The organism is Pseudomonas grimontii (assembly GCF_007858185.1).
In the GTDB taxonomy this organism is placed as follows: domain Bacteria; phylum Pseudomonadota; class Gammaproteobacteria; order Pseudomonadales; family Pseudomonadaceae; genus Aquipseudomonas; species Aquipseudomonas grimontii.
The window spans coordinates 1-14,588 of record NZ_VFES01000016.1 but is presented as its reverse complement, the minus strand read 5'-3'; the positions used below and the strand labels follow the sequence as shown (position 1 = coordinate 14,588).

14 protein-coding genes and 1 pseudogene are annotated in these 14,588 nt (G+C 62.2%); 8 read left to right on the top strand and 7 right to left on the bottom strand.

What is annotated here, in order from left to right; genetic code table 11:
• Positions 1–30 precede the first annotated feature (30 nt).
• A complete protein-coding gene (locus FIV39_RS22900; protein WP_090401949.1) occupies positions 31–948 on the top strand; it encodes a DUF6515 family protein in 918 nt (305 codons plus the stop codon).
• 43 nt (positions 949–991) lie between these two features.
• Here the strand turns inward: FIV39_RS22900 and FIV39_RS22895 are convergent, their stop codons facing one another.
• Together FIV39_RS22895 and FIV39_RS22890 are read right to left on the bottom strand one after the other, a co-directional pair.
• On the bottom strand, positions 992–1,897 hold the full coding sequence (locus FIV39_RS22895) for a cation diffusion facilitator family transporter (RefSeq protein WP_090401951.1): 906 nt from the start codon (positions 1,895–1,897) through the stop codon (positions 992–994).
• 9 nt (positions 1,898–1,906) lie between these two features.
• A complete protein-coding gene (locus FIV39_RS22890; protein ID WP_090401953.1) occupies positions 1,907–2,326 on the bottom strand; it encodes a polyribonucleotide nucleotidyltransferase in 420 nt (139 codons plus the stop codon).
• A gap of 110 nt (positions 2,327–2,436) precedes the next feature.
• Between FIV39_RS22890 and hrpB the strand changes: the two genes are divergently transcribed.
• Positions 2,437–4,947: an ATP-dependent helicase HrpB gene (hrpB, locus tag FIV39_RS22885; RefSeq protein WP_090401955.1), complete on the top strand. Its 2,511-nt coding sequence runs from the start codon at positions 2,437–2,439 to the stop codon at positions 4,945–4,947.
• Between the two features lie 40 nt (positions 4,948–4,987).
• On the opposite strand, the gene FIV39_RS22880 is transcribed toward hrpB, so the two are convergent.
• Positions 4,988–6,076 carry an endonuclease/exonuclease/phosphatase family protein gene (locus FIV39_RS22880; protein WP_090401957.1) on the bottom strand — a complete coding sequence of 363 codons (1,089 nt, stop codon included), beginning with the start codon at positions 6,074–6,076 and terminating at the stop codon, positions 4,988–4,990.
• A gap of 40 nt (positions 6,077–6,116) precedes the next feature.
• Positions 6,117–6,776 carry a YciC family protein gene (locus tag FIV39_RS22875; RefSeq protein WP_090409866.1) on the bottom strand — a complete coding sequence of 220 codons (660 nt, stop codon included), beginning with the start codon at positions 6,774–6,776 and terminating at the stop codon, positions 6,117–6,119.
• Between the two features lie 180 nt (positions 6,777–6,956).
• Between FIV39_RS22875 and FIV39_RS22870 the strand changes: the two genes are divergently transcribed.
• The 4 genes from FIV39_RS22870 (at position 6,957) to FIV39_RS33100 (ending at position 9,423) form a co-directional block, all read left to right on the top strand.
• Positions 6,957–7,700 carry a DUF2076 domain-containing protein gene (locus FIV39_RS22870; RefSeq protein ID WP_090401959.1) on the top strand — a complete coding sequence of 248 codons (744 nt, stop codon included), beginning with the start codon at positions 6,957–6,959 and terminating at the stop codon, positions 7,698–7,700.
• A 116-nt stretch (positions 7,701–7,816) separates the two neighbouring features.
• Entirely contained in the window at positions 7,817–8,293 is a 477-nt protein-coding gene (locus FIV39_RS22865) for an NYN domain-containing protein (RefSeq protein ID WP_090401961.1), read from the top strand.
• A 46-nt stretch (positions 8,294–8,339) separates the two neighbouring features.
• Complete coding sequence (locus FIV39_RS22860) at positions 8,340–8,951, top strand: 3'-5' exonuclease (protein WP_090401963.1); 612 nt, start codon at positions 8,340–8,342, stop codon at positions 8,949–8,951.
• Positions 8,952–9,264: 313 nt separating this feature from the next.
• Positions 9,265–9,423: a hypothetical protein gene (locus tag FIV39_RS33100; protein ID WP_167361104.1), complete on the top strand. Its 159-nt coding sequence runs from the start codon at positions 9,265–9,267 to the stop codon at positions 9,421–9,423.
• 86 nt (positions 9,424–9,509) lie between these two features.
• On the opposite strand, the gene FIV39_RS22850 is transcribed toward FIV39_RS33100, so the two are convergent.
• Positions 9,510–9,971, bottom strand: a complete 462-nt coding sequence (locus FIV39_RS22850; protein WP_090401964.1) for an Lrp/AsnC family transcriptional regulator — start codon at positions 9,969–9,971, stop codon at positions 9,510–9,512.
• Between the two features lie 161 nt (positions 9,972–10,132).
• Here FIV39_RS22850 and yedA point away from each other — a divergent pair, with 161 nt between their 5' ends.
• Entirely contained in the window at positions 10,133–11,029 is an 897-nt protein-coding gene (gene yedA / locus FIV39_RS22845; RefSeq protein ID WP_090401966.1) for a drug/metabolite exporter YedA, read from the top strand.
• Between the two features lie 48 nt (positions 11,030–11,077).
• On the top strand, positions 11,078–12,409 hold the full coding sequence (locus FIV39_RS22840; protein WP_090401968.1) for a DEAD/DEAH box helicase: 1,332 nt from the start codon (positions 11,078–11,080) through the stop codon (positions 12,407–12,409).
• 122 nt (positions 12,410–12,531) lie between these two features.
• On the opposite strand, the gene FIV39_RS22835 is transcribed toward FIV39_RS22840, so the two are convergent.
• Both FIV39_RS22835 and FIV39_RS22830 read right to left on the bottom strand, forming a co-directional pair.
• Positions 12,532–13,758, bottom strand: a complete 1,227-nt coding sequence (locus FIV39_RS22835) for a TIGR03862 family flavoprotein (RefSeq protein ID WP_090401969.1) — start codon at positions 13,756–13,758, stop codon at positions 12,532–12,534.
• Positions 13,759–13,929: 171 nt separating this feature from the next.
• A pseudogene (locus FIV39_RS22830) lies at positions 13,930–14,463 on the bottom strand (histone deacetylase family protein); the annotation flags it as partial.
• Positions 14,464–14,588: the final 125 nt, after the last annotated feature.

Genomic DNA, 14,588 nt, shown 5'->3' with positions numbered 1-14,588 from the left:
TCTAGGCCCTTATCCGCAGTGAGGAATAGCATGAAGCGCATCTGGCGTATGGCAGGTGTAGGTTTGCTGATGGTCACCGTCGGCACGCAAGTGATGGCCGAAGACCCGCGCCCTGAAGGGGGCGGCCAGCATGAAAGAGGGCCGGAGGGCGGTCGGCAAGGTCAAGGTAACGAACAGCCGCGCCCAGCACCGCAGCCTGCGAATAACCTGCCGATCCAGGGTCGCCCCGATACCGTGCGCCAGACCCAGGAGCCGCGTCAGGGTTACTACCGTGACATTCCTCGACGCAACGACGACAACCGGAATTGGGAGGCCGGCGGCCCCGGCTCGCGTCCGGGCAACAACGGCGGCGGCTATAACAACGGCCATCCCGGCGATAACCGCTGGCCTGGCCGCCCCGATGGGCATGGCAATGGCTGGGGCCCCGGCCCGCAATATCGTCCCGGTTATACCGTCGACCGCTTCCCCGACCGCAATTACCGCGTGCCGTACCGTGGCCAGGATTACTTCTTCTCCGGCGGCTACTGGTACCGCCCTCAAGGCCCGCGCTATGTGGTCGTGGCGCCGCCGTATGGCATCCGTGTGCATTACTTGCCGGACTACGCGCGCGAAGTGTGGGTCGGTGGCTCGCTGTTGTTCCTGGCCGCCGGCGCCTACTACGCCTACGAACAAAGCACCCAGCAATACGTGGTGGTGCAACCGCCGACGCAAGTGCCAGCGCCGCAGCCAGCACCGCAAGGCAATGGTTATGACGTGGTGGCCTATCCCACCAACGGGCAGTCACCGGCGCAAGTCCAGCAGGATGGTTACGACTGTTATCGCTGGGCGGTGCAACAAAGCGGCTTCGACCCGCAGGCGGTCACCTACGCCCCTGACCCGGCGGTGGTGCAAACCTACCGCCAGGCCCAGGGCAACTGCCTGAGCAGTCGCGGGTATCAGGTGCAATAGAGGCAGCTGCAAGCTTCAAGCTTCAAGCTTCAAGTTTTTAGCTTCAGGCTTGCGGCTTATAGCTTGCAGCGTGTACCTGATCCGCAGGATCCGCATGCACCAGCACTTCGGCGCGCGGGTAGGCTGCGTGAATGGCATCGGCGGCCTGGTCGCTGATGCCGTGGGCCACTGACAGCGTCAACTCCCCCGGCAACTCCAGGTGCAACTGCACAAACCAATGGTTGCCGGAGATGCGCGTGCGCAAGTCATGGGCTCCCAGCACCCCCGGTACGCCTCGGGCCAGTTCCAGCATGTGCTGGCTGACGTCCGGCGGCAGTTCCTCGTCCATCAACACCGCAAAGCTTTCCTTGGCGATCTGGATCGCGCTCCACAAAATGTAGGCGGCGATGCCCAGGCCGAACCAGGCGTCGACCTGATGAAAGCCCATGCCCGCCAGCACCAACGCCACCAGGATGCTGCCGTTGAGCAGCAGGTCAGAGCGATAGTGCAGCGAATCCGCCCGCACGGCGCTGGAGCCGGTTTCGCGCACAACCCGGTGTTGCAGCATCAGCAGTGCCACGGTCAGCACCAGGGAAAACACGATCACCCCAATGCTCAGCCATGGCGCGCCGACCGGTTCCGGATGCTGCAAACGCTCGTAGGCCTGCAAGGCGATCAATACCGCACTGCCGCCAATAAACAACGCCTGGGCCATGCCCGCCAGCGACTCTGCCTTGCCGTGACCATAACGATGATCGTCATCGGCCGGGCGCAGGGCGTAATGCACCGCCAGCAGGTTCAGCAGCGAGGTCACGCCATCGAGCAGGGAGTCGGTCAGTCCGGCGAGCATGCTCACCGAGCCGCTGAGCCACCAGGCGATGGCCTTTGTAACGATCAGCGCACAGGCCACACCCACCGAGGCGCGGGTGGCCAGGCGTAACAGCCGGGCGTGTTCGGGACTGCTGGTCATAAACGTTCCTTAGGCGGCGGGTTGCAGGCCCAGGGACGCAAGTTGTTGCACGCTGCCCTTAAACTGGATCATGCGCGGGTCGTCCAGCGGCAGGGTGCGGCCGGTTTCCTTCTGGATGATGCTTTGCAGCTTGGCGTTGTCGACCTTACCGTCGGCGCCGATGGCTTCGTGGAGTTTTTCCGGGTCGACCTGGGCGGTCTTGCCGGGTTCGAAGTAGATCGCGCCCGTGGCGAAGTCGACGCCGAATGCGATCAAGCCAGGGATCACGTAGAACAACAGGCCCACGGCATCGAGCACGGCAATGGTCGGGTCGATCTTGCCGTCGATCTGGCCACGGCGGTCCGGGTAGAAAATCGAACCGCAGGCCGTCAGTTGGCTCAGCAGGGTGACGGCGAGGACACCGCCGATGACACGGGAAGCGATACGCATGGAGACTCTCCTGAACACGGTTGAGAGGGGACTATATAGCACTGCCATTGAGACCATCATCGGCATCCGGCAGTTCGCCGTTATACTCGCCGCTCTGCTTTGGAGCCAGTATGAATTCGTTGCCAATCGATGATGTTTTACCCGCCCTGCGTGACGCCTTGGCGAATCGCCATGAAGCCGTGCTGGAAGCGCCGCCCGGCGCCGGTAAAACCACCCGCGTACCCTTGGCCTTGTTGAATGAGCCTTGGCTGGCCGGGCAGACCATCCTGATGCTCGAACCCCGGCGTTTGGCCGCTCGCGCCGCCGCGGAACGGTTGGCCAGCGAACTGGGCGAAAAGGTCGGTGAAACCGTCGGCTATCGCATCCGCCTCGACAGCAAGGTCGGGCCCACTACGCGTATCGAAGTGGTCACCGAAGGCATCCTCACCCGCCGTCTGCAGGACGACCCGGCACTGGACGGTGTGGGCTTGCTGATCTTCGACGAATTCCACGAGCGCAGCCTCGACGCCGACCTGGCGCTGGCCCTGAGCCTGAACGGCCGCGATGTGTTTCGCGACGAGCAACCGCTGAAAATCCTGCTGATGTCCGCTACCCTCGAAGGCGAGCGCCTGGCCAGCCTGCTGGACGACGCGCCGATCCTGCGCAGCCAGGGGCGCATGTTCCCGGTGCAGATGCGCTGGGGCCGACCGTACCAGCCCGGTGAATTCATCGAGCCGCGCGTGGTGCACACCATCCTCGAAGCCCTGCACGATGAAACCGGCAGCGTGCTGGTGTTCCTACCGGGCCAGGCGGAAATTCGCCGGGTCAACCAGCAACTGGCCGACGCCCTGGGCGATCGCAGCGATGTGTTGCTGTGCCCGCTGCATGGCGAACTGGACCTCAACGCCCAGCGCGCGGCCATCGATCCTGCCCCTGCCGGTAAACGCAAAGTGGTACTCGCCACCAACATTGCCGAGACCAGCCTGACCATCAACGGCGTACGCGTGGTGATCGATGCCGGGTTGGCGCGCGTGCCGCGCTTCGACCCCGGCAGCGGCATGACCCGTCTCGACACCCAGCGCATCTCCCGCGCCAGCGCCACCCAGCGCGCGGGCCGGGCCGGGCGATTGGAACCGGGGGTGTGTTATCGGTTGTGGTCCGAAGACCAGCATGAAGGCCTGGCCGCGTATGGCAGTGCTGAAATCCTTGCGGCTGATCTTGCAGGTTTGGCCCTGCAGCTGGCGCGATGGGGCGTCACGCCCACGCAGCTGGTTTGGCTCGACGTGCCACCGACCGCCGCGTATGCCCAGGCCCAGGATTTGCTGGTGCGCCTCGGGGCTCTGAATGAAGAAAAGCTCACCGCTCATGGCCAGAAGATGGCCGAGTTGCCGGCCCATCCACGCATCGCCCATTTGCTGCTGCGCGGGCAGGACCTGGGGCTGGCGGCCACGGCCTGTGATGTCGCGGCACTGTTGGGCGAGCGCGATATTTTGCGCGGCGGCGGCGCCGATTTGCACAGCCGCCTGGCGCTGATGTCCGGCGAAGAGCGCGCGCGCGGTACTCAAGGTGGCGTGCAGCGCGCCAAGCAACTGGCACGGCAATACCGTGGCTATTTAAGGGGCAAGGCGACTCAGCCGGTGGCCGACCCCGACCACCCGCGCTGGCTCGGTGCCTTGCTGGCGCTGGCCTACCCGGACCGTGTCGCCCAGCAACGTCGCCCCGGTGGTGCCGAATACCGCTTGGCCAACGGCCGCGCCGCGCTGTTCGCCGAGGCCGACAGTTTGATGAAGCAGCCTTGGTTGGTGATCGCCGACCTCGGCAGTCGCCAGGGCCAGCGCGAAGAACGCATCTACCTCGCGGCAGATTTTGACCCGACGCTGTTCGACACGGTCCTCGCCGAACAAGTGCGCAACGTCGATCAACTGGACTGGGACGAGCGCGAAGGCGTGCTGCGTGCCGAACGCCAGCGCAAAGTCGGTGAGCTGGTGCTCAGCCGCGAACCGCTCTCCGGTCTCGACGAATCCGCGCGCAGCCAGGCGCTGGTCAACCTGGTGCGGCGCAAAGGCCTGGAGCTATTACCCTGGACCCCGGAACTGCGCCAATGGCAATCCCGCGTCCTGCTGCTGCGCCAGTTGGACGCCGGCAAAACCAACGAATGGCCTGACGTCAGCGACAGCGCCTTGCTCGCCGGCCTGGAGCATTGGCTGATGCCCTACCTGGGCAACGTCTCGCGCCTGAGTCATTTCGCCAACCTGGATATTTCCAGCTACCTGCACAACCTGTTGCCCTGGCCGCTGCCCCAGCGCCTGGACGAGCTGGCGCCACAGCATGTGAAAGTGCCATCTGGTTCATCGGTGCGTTTGGACTACAGCGAACAACCGCCGATCCTGGCGGTGCGTTTGCAGGAACTGTTCGGCCTGGCCGACACCCCGCGCATTGCCGGCGGGCGCCAGGTGGTGAAGTTGCACCTGCTGTCGCCAGCGCGACGGCCGGTGCAGGTGACGCAGGACCTGGCGAACTTCTGGCGCAGTACCTATGCCGAGGTGAAGAAGGATCTGAAGGGCAGGTATCCCAAGCATTACTGGCCGGATGATCCGCTGATAGCCGAGCCTACCGCGCGGATCAAACCCCGAAAGTCGTAACGCTAAGGATCCCAATGTGGGAGGGGGCTTGTTGTGTGGGTTATTGCGCGGCAGGCAGCAGGAACCGGGCGATCACCGGCATATGGTTGGAAATACGCAACGTATCCTCCTGCCTCACCTTGGCCTCCACTCGCTTGATTCGCGGGCTGTAGAACAGGTAATCCAGCGTACGATCCGGGCCATCGATGCTCGGGTCATTGGGAAAATGCGTCAGCCATTTCTCACGATCAATCCCGCTGGATTGGCTGTTGCTCGGGATCATCGGGTACTTGTCCCACAATAAATGCAGCTCACTGTCCGGCGAATACTGCCCGCGCTTACCCGCATCCAAACGCAGGAATTGCCCCAGGGGCAGCAGGTTGAAATCGCCGCCGATCAGCCAGGGCGTGCCACGGCCTTCGAACTTGTCCAGCAACTTCACCGTGGTTTGTACCTGTTCCTGCACCGCGCTGCGCCCAGGCGCGTCACCGTCCAGGCGGGTATTGAGCACCGCCAGTTGGCCGCCGTCGCTCAGCGGCAGGTAGGTCAACAGCATGGCCGGTTTGGGTTGGAACTGGCGGCTGATGATATTGGCCTCGGGTGCCGGCAATTGCAGGCGTTCGGCGTGTTCGATCTGGTAGCGGCTCAGGGTCGCCAGCTTGCGGCCGACGCTGCCGAAGATATGCCGGTCGGGCACGAAGTCGGCTTTCCAGTCGAAGGCTTGGGCGCTGCATGGGTAGAGGTCGACCAGGCGTTCCTGCAAAAGCGCTAGCTGGTCCTGATAGTGGGAAGGCTTGGCGTTTTCGTCGAGTTCCTGCAAGAGCAGGATGTCGGGTTGTTCGTCACGAATCACCCGCGCCACTTCGTCGAGGCTGACGGCCATGTCTTCAACGGTGGGGCGTTCGTCCGGGCCGCTGCCGTCGGCGGTGTCGTACCAGAACACGTAGTTCTTGCCGGCCAGGTATTGCACGTTCCAGGTCATGACCTTGAGCGCCTGCCCCGGCAACAGGGTCGGCGCACGGGGCGCGACGCAGCTGACGGGCAGGGTTTCCTTGGCGGCGGGGCGCCAGGTCAGGCTGTAGATCAGGGCCGTCAGCAGGCCCGCAACGATCAGCAGGCCCAGCAGGGTGATGCGCAATAAACGGGTCATCGGCTCGGCTTATGGCGTTTCAGGAGTGGCGTGGAGCATATCACCGTGCGTCGGCATCGCCACCGATCAGCATGAATAAACGGAACAGCACCACGCTAGTGAACAGTTGCAGGAAGCTGTGGGCGCTGTCCATCAGCAGCCCCAGCAGCGGCGCGGGATTGGGATATGCCGCCACACTGGCGCCTTTGAGCAGCCACAGGGGCGTCATCACACACAACAGGCACACCAGGATTCGCCAGAAATGCCCACGGGTCAGGCGCAAACTTTCCTTCATCGCCTCCAGCGCCGGCATGCCGCGCAGCACCAACAGGTACTCGGCGAAGGCCAACACCACCATCAGCCACAGGCCCGGCAGAAAATACAGCGACAGGCCCAGCAAAATCAGAAGGGTGCTCATGGCGGTCAGCAGCGCGAAGCGTGGCCACAGGGTCAGGGCCATGGCCCAGATGTCCTTGGTGCGCGGCGACTCGCCACGGGTGCGGGCGTCAAGGAACAGGATCAACGCGCCGGTGTACAGCGGGTACACCAGCAACCCCACCACTACGCTGTAGCCGGGGAAGGCATCCGGGCCGAGCACATGGTCGAGCACCTGTTGCAGCAGGGCTTCGAGGATCACCAGCGGCAGGCACAGCTGGACGATGGCACCCAGGTTGCCTCGGGTAAAACGGAAGGAGTCGCGCAATACGTCTAACGGATTCATCAGGTTCATCGCAGGCCTAAAAGCAAGGGCAACACTTTAACCGATCATGGCCAGCGGTAAGCAAACGTAAACCTTGAGTAAAGACCATTGAAACAACTGGTAACACCCCCATAACTAGGACGCACCTGGCCTGATCACAGGCAGGACCACGATTTCTACCGGCAATCTAACGAGGTCGCCATGAACAGCGAAGAGCAAACCCTGATCGATGGACTGTTTTCACGGTTGCAGCAAGCCGAAACGGACTCAGCCCCGCGCGATGCGCAAGCAGAAGCACGGATCAAGGAGCACATGACTCGCCAACCGGCCGCCGGGTACTACATGACCCAGTCGATCCTGGTGCAGGAACACGCGCTCAAGAGTCTCGACGCGCAGAACAAGCAACAGGCGCAGCAGATCCAGCAATTGCAGGATGAGTTGCAGCGGGCCAAGTCCGCGCCCCCGGCCCCGGCAAGCAGCGGTGGTTTCCTGTCGAGCATCTTTGGTGGCGGTTCCCGTGACCCGCAACCGGCCCAGAGTGCTCCGGCCTCGTCGGGCGGTGGCTGGCGTGAACCGGCGCGGCCGTCCTTTGGCCAGCCAGCGCCGCAACAGAACTATCAACAGCCACAACAACCGGCCGCCGCCCCCATTGGCAGCGGGTTCCTCGGTGGCGCGATGAAAACCGCCGCGGGCGTGGCCGGCGGTGTGTTGCTGGCCGAAGGTATCAGCAGCCTGTTCAACCACAACTCGCAACAGCCGCAGGTCGTGGAAGAAATCATCCGTGAAGAGCCGGCGCCCGCCAGTGACAACGGCAACTGGGGCAACGACGACCAGAAGTTCGCCGGCAATGACAGCTGGGGCAACGACAATGCCTCGGACAGCTTTGCCGATAGCGACTATTCCGACGATTCTTCCTCCTTCGGCGACGACGATTCCTTCGTCTGACCCTCCCGGTCCGGGGCGCTGAGCCGCCCCGGTCTGATTTTTCCCGGTAACGTTCTCGCGGCTGGCATACTGGCACCCTTTCCGGGCCCGGCGCCTGGCTGTCATGAGGAAGTGCGGTGAAGAAAATTGCAGTGTTCGCCGATGTACAAAACCTCTACTACACCGTCCGCCAGGCCTATGGCTGCCATTTCAACTACGCCGCCCTGTGGGCTGATATCGGCTCGCGTGGGCAGATCGTCGAGGCCTATGCGTATGCCATCGACCGCGGTGACAGCAAGCAGCAGCAGTTCCAGCAGATCCTGCGCAACCTGGGCTTTACGGTAAAACTCAAGCCGTATATCCAGCGCAGCGACGGTTCGGCCAAGGGCGACTGGGACGTGGGCATCACCATCGACATCATGGACGCCGCCGACCACGTCGACGAAATTGTGCTGGCCTCGGGTGACGGCGACTTCGACATGCTGCTCGACCGCATCATCCACAAGCACGGCGTCGAAGCCGTGGCCTACGGCGTACCGGGGCTGACGGCCAACTCACTGATACGTGCCGCCAGCCGCTACGTGCCAATCGAAGGCGCGCTGTTGCTTAAATAAGCGCTGCGGCTCAATACATAAATGGTTAGACGGAGTTGGAACAGGTTTGGAACGTATAGCGGTCATCGACTTTGAAACCACCGGCATCACCCCGAGCAGCCATTGCCGGGCCACGGAAATCGCGGTGGTTATCCTCGAGCGTGGCCAGATCGTGGACCGCTACCAGAGCCTGATGAACGCAGGCGTGCGCGTGCCGGGCTTTATCGAACAACTCACCGGCATCAGCAACGCCATGCTGCGCAGCGCCCCGCCGGCCGAGCGGGTGATGAACGAAGTCAACGAATTCGTCGGCACCACGCCGCTGATGGCGCACAACGCCGCGTTCGACCAGAAGTTCTGGGACTTCGAACTCGGCCTGATCCGCCGCACCCGCCTGCAAAAATTCGCCTGCTCCCTGCTGTTGGCCCGCCGCCTGATGCCGACTGCGCCCAACCACAAGCTCGGCACCCTCAACGCCTACGCGAAACTGCCCCACACCGGCCAGGCTCACCGAGCGCTGGCGGATGCGGAAATGGCCGCCAACCTCACGGCACACCTGGCCCAGGAACTGCGGCGTACCCATGGCTTGCGCGAACTGTCCCACGACCTGCTGTGCACCCTGCAGAAAGTGCCGGCGGCGAAGATCAATGAGCATCTGAAGAAGCATCGCGGGTTCTGACAGAACAACGCCGTTCAAAAAAATGTGGGAGGGGGCTTGCTCCCGATTGCAGTGTGTCAGCCAGTACATCTGGTGACTGACACTCAGCTATCGGGAGCAAGCCCCCTCCCACATTGGTTATCTGTCGTTCATCGAGGCTGCACAGACTCCAACGCCCGATTCACCGCCCGCTGCTGCACATCCATCGCCTCACCCGACGAGTGCGCAGTGCCCACCGCGCAGCTCAGCAAATCCGCCGCATTTGCTGGCGATTAAAAACCGCCCTCTGGTATCTGTTCAGTTATTCCGGGGCGAAGAAAAGGACGCTGACTAAATGAGAACTGAGATCAGCGAAAAGGTGATTCAGCTATTCGTCGATATCATCGGTTTCATCGACCGAAGCCAGATTACGGAGCAAACGGACTTCATCCATGACTTCAAGCAGATAGTCGATTTGATTGTTGAACGCTCGAATTTGCAGTGCGGCCACTGACGCCATCGGGAGCAAGCCCCCTCCCACATTTTGAATGTATTCACAAATCAAACTGTGGGAGGGGGCTTGCTCCCGATGGCGGTAGATCAGCCACCATTTCTGCCATTGGTTTCCAACTGCCCCAACGGCACCCGCCGCTCTATCGCGCTCGACAAAATAATCGAGGTCTTGCTGAACCCGAACTTCGCCAGCCGATTGATCAAACTCTCCAACTCCGGCATCGAGCCCACCGCCGCCTGCATGATCACGCACGGATCGCCCGTCACCCGGTGGCATTCAGTCAGTTCGGGGATTTCGGCCAGTGCGTCATACACCTTCTGGCTGCCATGGTTGGTCAGCCGCAGTTCAATCACGCACTGAATCGGCAAACCCACTTTCGACATATCCACCTTGGCCTGGTACCCGGTGATCACCCCACTGGCTTCCAGCTTGGCCACGCGTTCGGCCACGGCGGGGGCGGAGAGGTTTACCGTGCGGGCCAGTTGCGCGTAGGAGGCGCGGCCGTCTTCGAGCAGGGCGCTGAGGAGCATGCGGTCGTATTTGTCCATGAAAAGGCTCCAGCGCCAGGTGGCTTTCGAAAATATAGTTTATAGCCTTCATAACCATGCTTTGAAAAGTGTATGGGCGGTTTAAACAGGTTTTGTAACTTATGTTTAAAGACCTGCCTTTTTAGAATAAGCATCTCTTATATCTGCCTTCGAGCTGCCCAATGCCTGGCCCACGTCGCTTTCCTTTACCGTTGATCGCCGCCTTTTTTGCGCTGTATGTCATCTGGGGGTCTACCTACCTGGTGATCCGCATCGGCGTTGAATACTGGCCGCCGTTGTTACTGGCGGGGATTCGGTTCTGCACGGCGGGTGCGCTGATGTATGGCTACCTCAGATGGCGCGGGGTGCCGGCGCCGACGTGGCCACAATGGAAGGCCGCCGGGATGATCGGCATTTTGCTGCTCACCTTCGGTAATGGCGGCGTCACGTTGGCCGAACACGCGGGCGTGTCGTCCGGCGTGGCTGCCCTGGCGGTGGCGACCGTGCCGCTGTTCACCTTGCTGTGCGGGTATTTCTGGGGGGCGCGCAACACGCGGTTGGAATGGGCCGGGGTGATCCTGGGAATTGTCGGCATCGCCATGCTCAATATGGGCAGCACCCTGCAATCAAGCCCGGTGGGTGCTGCCTTGTTGTTGTTCGCGGCCGCATCGTGGGCATTCGGGTCAGTGTGGAGTCGGCAGTTGTCGCTGCCCCAGGGCGCGATGGCCAGCGCAGCGGAGATGCTGGTGGCGGGCGTGACATTGTTGATCGGCAGCGCGCTTTCCGGTGAGCACCTGCAGGCCATGCCGCCATTGGAGGGTTGGCTGGCGTTGGCCTACCTGACCGTGTTCGGCTCGATCATCGCCTTCAACGCCTATATGTACCTGCTCAAGCATGTGCGCCCGGCGGCCGCGACCAGCTATGCCTACGTCAACCCGGCCGTCGCAGTGTTGCTGGGGATTGTGTTCATCGGCGAGACCATCGGTTTGGAAGAGGCCTTGGCGATGCTGGTGATTATCAGCGCCGTGCTGTTGATCAGTCTGCCCCAGTGGCGAAAGCCCAAGCCGGAAATAAGGTAAACTGCCGCGCATTACGCCCTTGCGCTGAATTTTTCCTACGGTAAACACATGACTTTCGCCACACTTGGCCTGATCGAACCCTTGCTGCGCGCCCTTGAGACGCTTGGCTACCAGACCCCGACGCCGGTGCAGGCGCAAGCCATTCCGGCGGTGCTGGCCGGTCGCGACCTGATGGCCGCGGCCCAGACCGGCACCGGCAAGACCGCCGGTTTCGCCGTGCCGCTGCTGCAACTGCTGACCGTGGAAGGGCCTAAAGTCGCCGCCAACTCGGCGCGCGCGCTGATCCTGTGCCCGACTCGCGAGCTGGCCGAGCAGGTTCACGCCAGCGTTGCCGAATACGCCCAAAACCTGCCGCTCACCACCTACGCGGTGTACGGCGGCGTCAGCATCAACCCGCAGATGATGAAGCTGCGCAAGGGCGTCGACATACTGGTCGCTACGCCGGGCCGCCTGATCGACCTGTTCCGCCAGAACGCGCTGAAACTCAACCAGCTGCAAACCCTGGTGCTGGATGAGGCCGACCGCATGCTCGACCTGGGCTTCTCCGAAGAACTGGCGAACATCTACCGCATGCTGCCGAAAAAGCGTCAGACCTTGCTGTTCTCCGCGACCTTCTCCGATGACATCCGCCTGCTGGCCGGGCAGATGCTCAACGACCCGCTGACCATCGAAGTCAGCCCGCGCAACGTCGCCGCCAACACCGTGAAGCAATGGGTGGTGCCGGTGGACAAGAAGCGCAAGGCGGAGCTGTTTGTGCACCTGATGCGCAAAGGCCGCTGGAAGCAAGTGCTGGTGTTCGCCAAGACCCGTAATGGTGTGGATGCGCTGGTGGATAAGTTGCAGGGCCTGGGCATCAACGCCGACGGCATCCATGGCGACAAGCCGCAAGCCACGCGCCAGCGGGCGCTGGACCGTTTCAAATCGAGCGAAGTGCAGATCCTGGTCGCCACCGACGTCGCCGCCCGCGGCCTGGACATTGAAGACTTGCCGCTGGTGGTCAACTTCGACCTGCCGATCGTGGCCGAGGACTACATCCACCGCATCGGCCGTACCGGTCGCGCGGGCAACACCGGTGAGGCGATTTCCCTGGTGTGCGCCGATGAAGTCAACATGCTCTCAGCCATTGAGATGCTGACCCGCCAGACCTTGACCCGCCAGATGGAACAGGACTTCGAGCCGGAACACCGCGTGCCGGATACCGATGCCAGCGGTCAAGTGGTGAAGAAGCCAAAAAAACCGAAGAAGCCTAAGGCGTCAGGTGGTGGTAAGCGCAACCTCGGCAAGTGGGTGGACAGTGGTGACGTGGCGCCGTCGGAGCCTTCGATCAAGCCGGTGCGTAAGGTGCCGGTGTTCAATACTGGGCCGCGTAAGAAGAAGTGATTTTGCGGGGTGGCTGATGGCCTCATCGGGGGCAAGCCCCCTCCCACAGTTTGATTTGTGAATACATTCAAAATGTGGGAGGGGGCTTGCCCCCGATGGCGGCTTTGAATTCACCGCAGATCTCAGCGGTTGAGCCACTCCAACATCCCCCGCCCAGCCGCTCTGCCACTGGCAAAACACCCCGTCAGCAAATACCCCCCGGTCGGCGCTTCCCAGTCGAGCATCTCCCCCGCACAAAACACTCCAGGCAATTGCTTGAGCATCAAGCGCTCATCCAGCGCCTCAAACGGCACGCCGCCTGCGGTGCTGATGGCTTCATCCATCGGCCGTGTCTTCACCAACGTCAACGGCAGCGCCTTGATATCCACTGCCAATTGCGCCGGGTCGTTGAAATGCTCAGCAGGTGCCAACTCGCGCAGCAGCGCCGCCTTGACCCCATCCAAACCCAATTGACTGTGCAAATGCTTGCTCATCGAGCGTGAACCGCGTGACTTGGCCAACGCCGCCTGAACCTTGTCCAACGGCTTGCTGGGCAGCAAATCGATATGCACCGTGGCTGAGCCATTACGGTTGATCGCCTCACGAATCGGCGCCGACAGCGCGTAGATCAGGCTGCCCTCAATGCCGGTGGCGGTGATCACGCATTCGCCGAGTCGCGGCTTGTCATCCCCCAGGCCGATGGCGACGTTTTTCAGCGGCGCGCCGGCGAATTTGCTGACCATCAATTCACTCCAGGCCGACACCTCGAAGCCGCAGTTGCTGGGTTGCAGTGCCACGTAAGGCACGCCTTTATCCTCCAGCAGCTTGAGCCACGCGCCGTCGGAACCCAGCCGCGACCAGCTGCCGCCGCCCAGAGCCAGGAGGACTGCATCGCTGCGGACGGTTTTCTCGCCTTCCGGGCTGTGGATAAGTAGGTCGCCGTCGGCATTCCAGCCCAACCAACGGTGCCGGGTGTGGATAACCACGCCTTGGTCACGCAGGCGCTTGAGCCAGGCGCGCAGCAGTGGGGCGGCTTTCATATCCGTAGGAAACACGCGGCCGGAGGTGCCGATAAAGGTCTGGATACCCAGGCCATGAATCCACTCGCACAACGCCTCGGCACCAAACGCCCGCAGCAACGGTGCGATGTTCGGTGCGCGCTCGGCGTAGCGCGACACGAACGCCGGGTACGCTTCTGAGTGGGTGATGTTCATGCCGCCCACGCCGGCCAGCAGGAATTTGCGTCCCACCGACGGCATGCCGTCGTACAGATCGACATGCACTCCGGCCAGGCTCAAGACTTCGGCGGCCATCAGCCCGGCTGGGCCGCCGCCGATGATGGTGACGTGTCGTGAGGAGATGTCGGGCATGGGCAGGGCTACGATCGCGGAAATAAGCCGAGCATTCTACCCGAGGAGCGCGGCGCTGCCTGATCAAAAAACGTACAGCTTCCTACAGGGTATACGGATACAGGCTCTCAGACGCTTACGCTCAAGTTATCCACAGGCCGTTCCACAGGCATTGTGGGTAACGCCCACAGTTCAATGACACCCTGATGACGTCCACACCCGCTGCGCGCTGTGGTGCAGGATGCCGTGGCGGCGGGCCAGGGCCGGGCGATCCTTGCTGTAGCCGCCGCCAATCACGCCCATCACCGGGATGTCGCGGCCCAGGCAATGGCGCATTACGCTTTCATCGCGGGCGGCGACGCCTGCGTCTGTCAGCTTGAGGTAACCGAGGGCGTCATCCTTGTGCACATCGACGCCGGCGTCGTACAGCACCAGGTCCGGTTGGTAGAGCGGCAGCAGGTAGTTGAGCGCGTCATCCACCACGGTGAGGTAGTCGGCATCGCCCATGCCCATGGGCAGCGGGATGTCCCAATCGCTCTGGGCCTTGCGGGCGGGGAAGTTCTTTTCGCAGTGCAGGGACACGGTGATCGCATCCGGTGTGTCGTGGAGAATGCGCGCGGTGCCGTCGCCCTGGTGCACGTCGCAGTCGAATATCAGCACGCGGTTGACCCGGCCGCTGGCCAGCAGGTATTGGCTGATCACCGCCAGGTCATTGAAGATGCAATAGCGCCGACTTCTATTAAAACGTAAATATTTAGGAGGGAAATATAATAAAAACAGAGGATTAGCGTACTTTTTTGCGAAAAGTAGGATTGTAGTCTAGGGTTTATTATAGTTTACCTTAGGAGTGT

Coding starts and splice junctions, on each gene's coding strand:
- FIV39_RS22875 (WP_090409866.1), bottom strand. CDS start 6,776: ATGAATCCGTTAGACGTATTGCGCGACTCCTTCCGTTTTACCCGAGGC.
- FIV39_RS22870 (WP_090401959.1), top strand. CDS start 6,957: ATGAACAGCGAAGAGCAAACCCTGATCGATGGACTGTTTTCACGGTTG.
- FIV39_RS22890 (WP_090401953.1), bottom strand. CDS start 2,326: ATGCGTATCGCTTCCCGTGTCATCGGCGGTGTCCTCGCCGTCACCCTG.
- FIV39_RS22840 (WP_090401968.1), top strand. CDS start 11,078: ATGACTTTCGCCACACTTGGCCTGATCGAACCCTTGCTGCGCGCCCTT.
- hrpB (WP_090401955.1), top strand. CDS start 2,437: ATGAATTCGTTGCCAATCGATGATGTTTTACCCGCCCTGCGTGACGCC.
- FIV39_RS22880 (WP_090401957.1), bottom strand. CDS start 6,076: ATGACCCGTTTATTGCGCATCACCCTGCTGGGCCTGCTGATCGTTGCG.
- FIV39_RS22895 (WP_090401951.1), bottom strand. CDS start 1,897: ATGACCAGCAGTCCCGAACACGCCCGGCTGTTACGCCTGGCCACCCGC.
- FIV39_RS22835 (WP_090401969.1), bottom strand. CDS start 13,758: ATGCCCGACATCTCCTCACGACACGTCACCATCATCGGCGGCGGCCCA.
- FIV39_RS22900 (WP_090401949.1), top strand. CDS start 31: ATGAAGCGCATCTGGCGTATGGCAGGTGTAGGTTTGCTGATGGTCACC.
- yedA (WP_090401966.1), top strand. CDS start 10,133: ATGCCTGGCCCACGTCGCTTTCCTTTACCGTTGATCGCCGCCTTTTTT.
- FIV39_RS22850 (WP_090401964.1), bottom strand. CDS start 9,971: ATGGACAAATACGACCGCATGCTCCTCAGCGCCCTGCTCGAAGACGGC.
- FIV39_RS33100 (WP_167361104.1), top strand. CDS start 9,265: ATGAGAACTGAGATCAGCGAAAAGGTGATTCAGCTATTCGTCGATATC.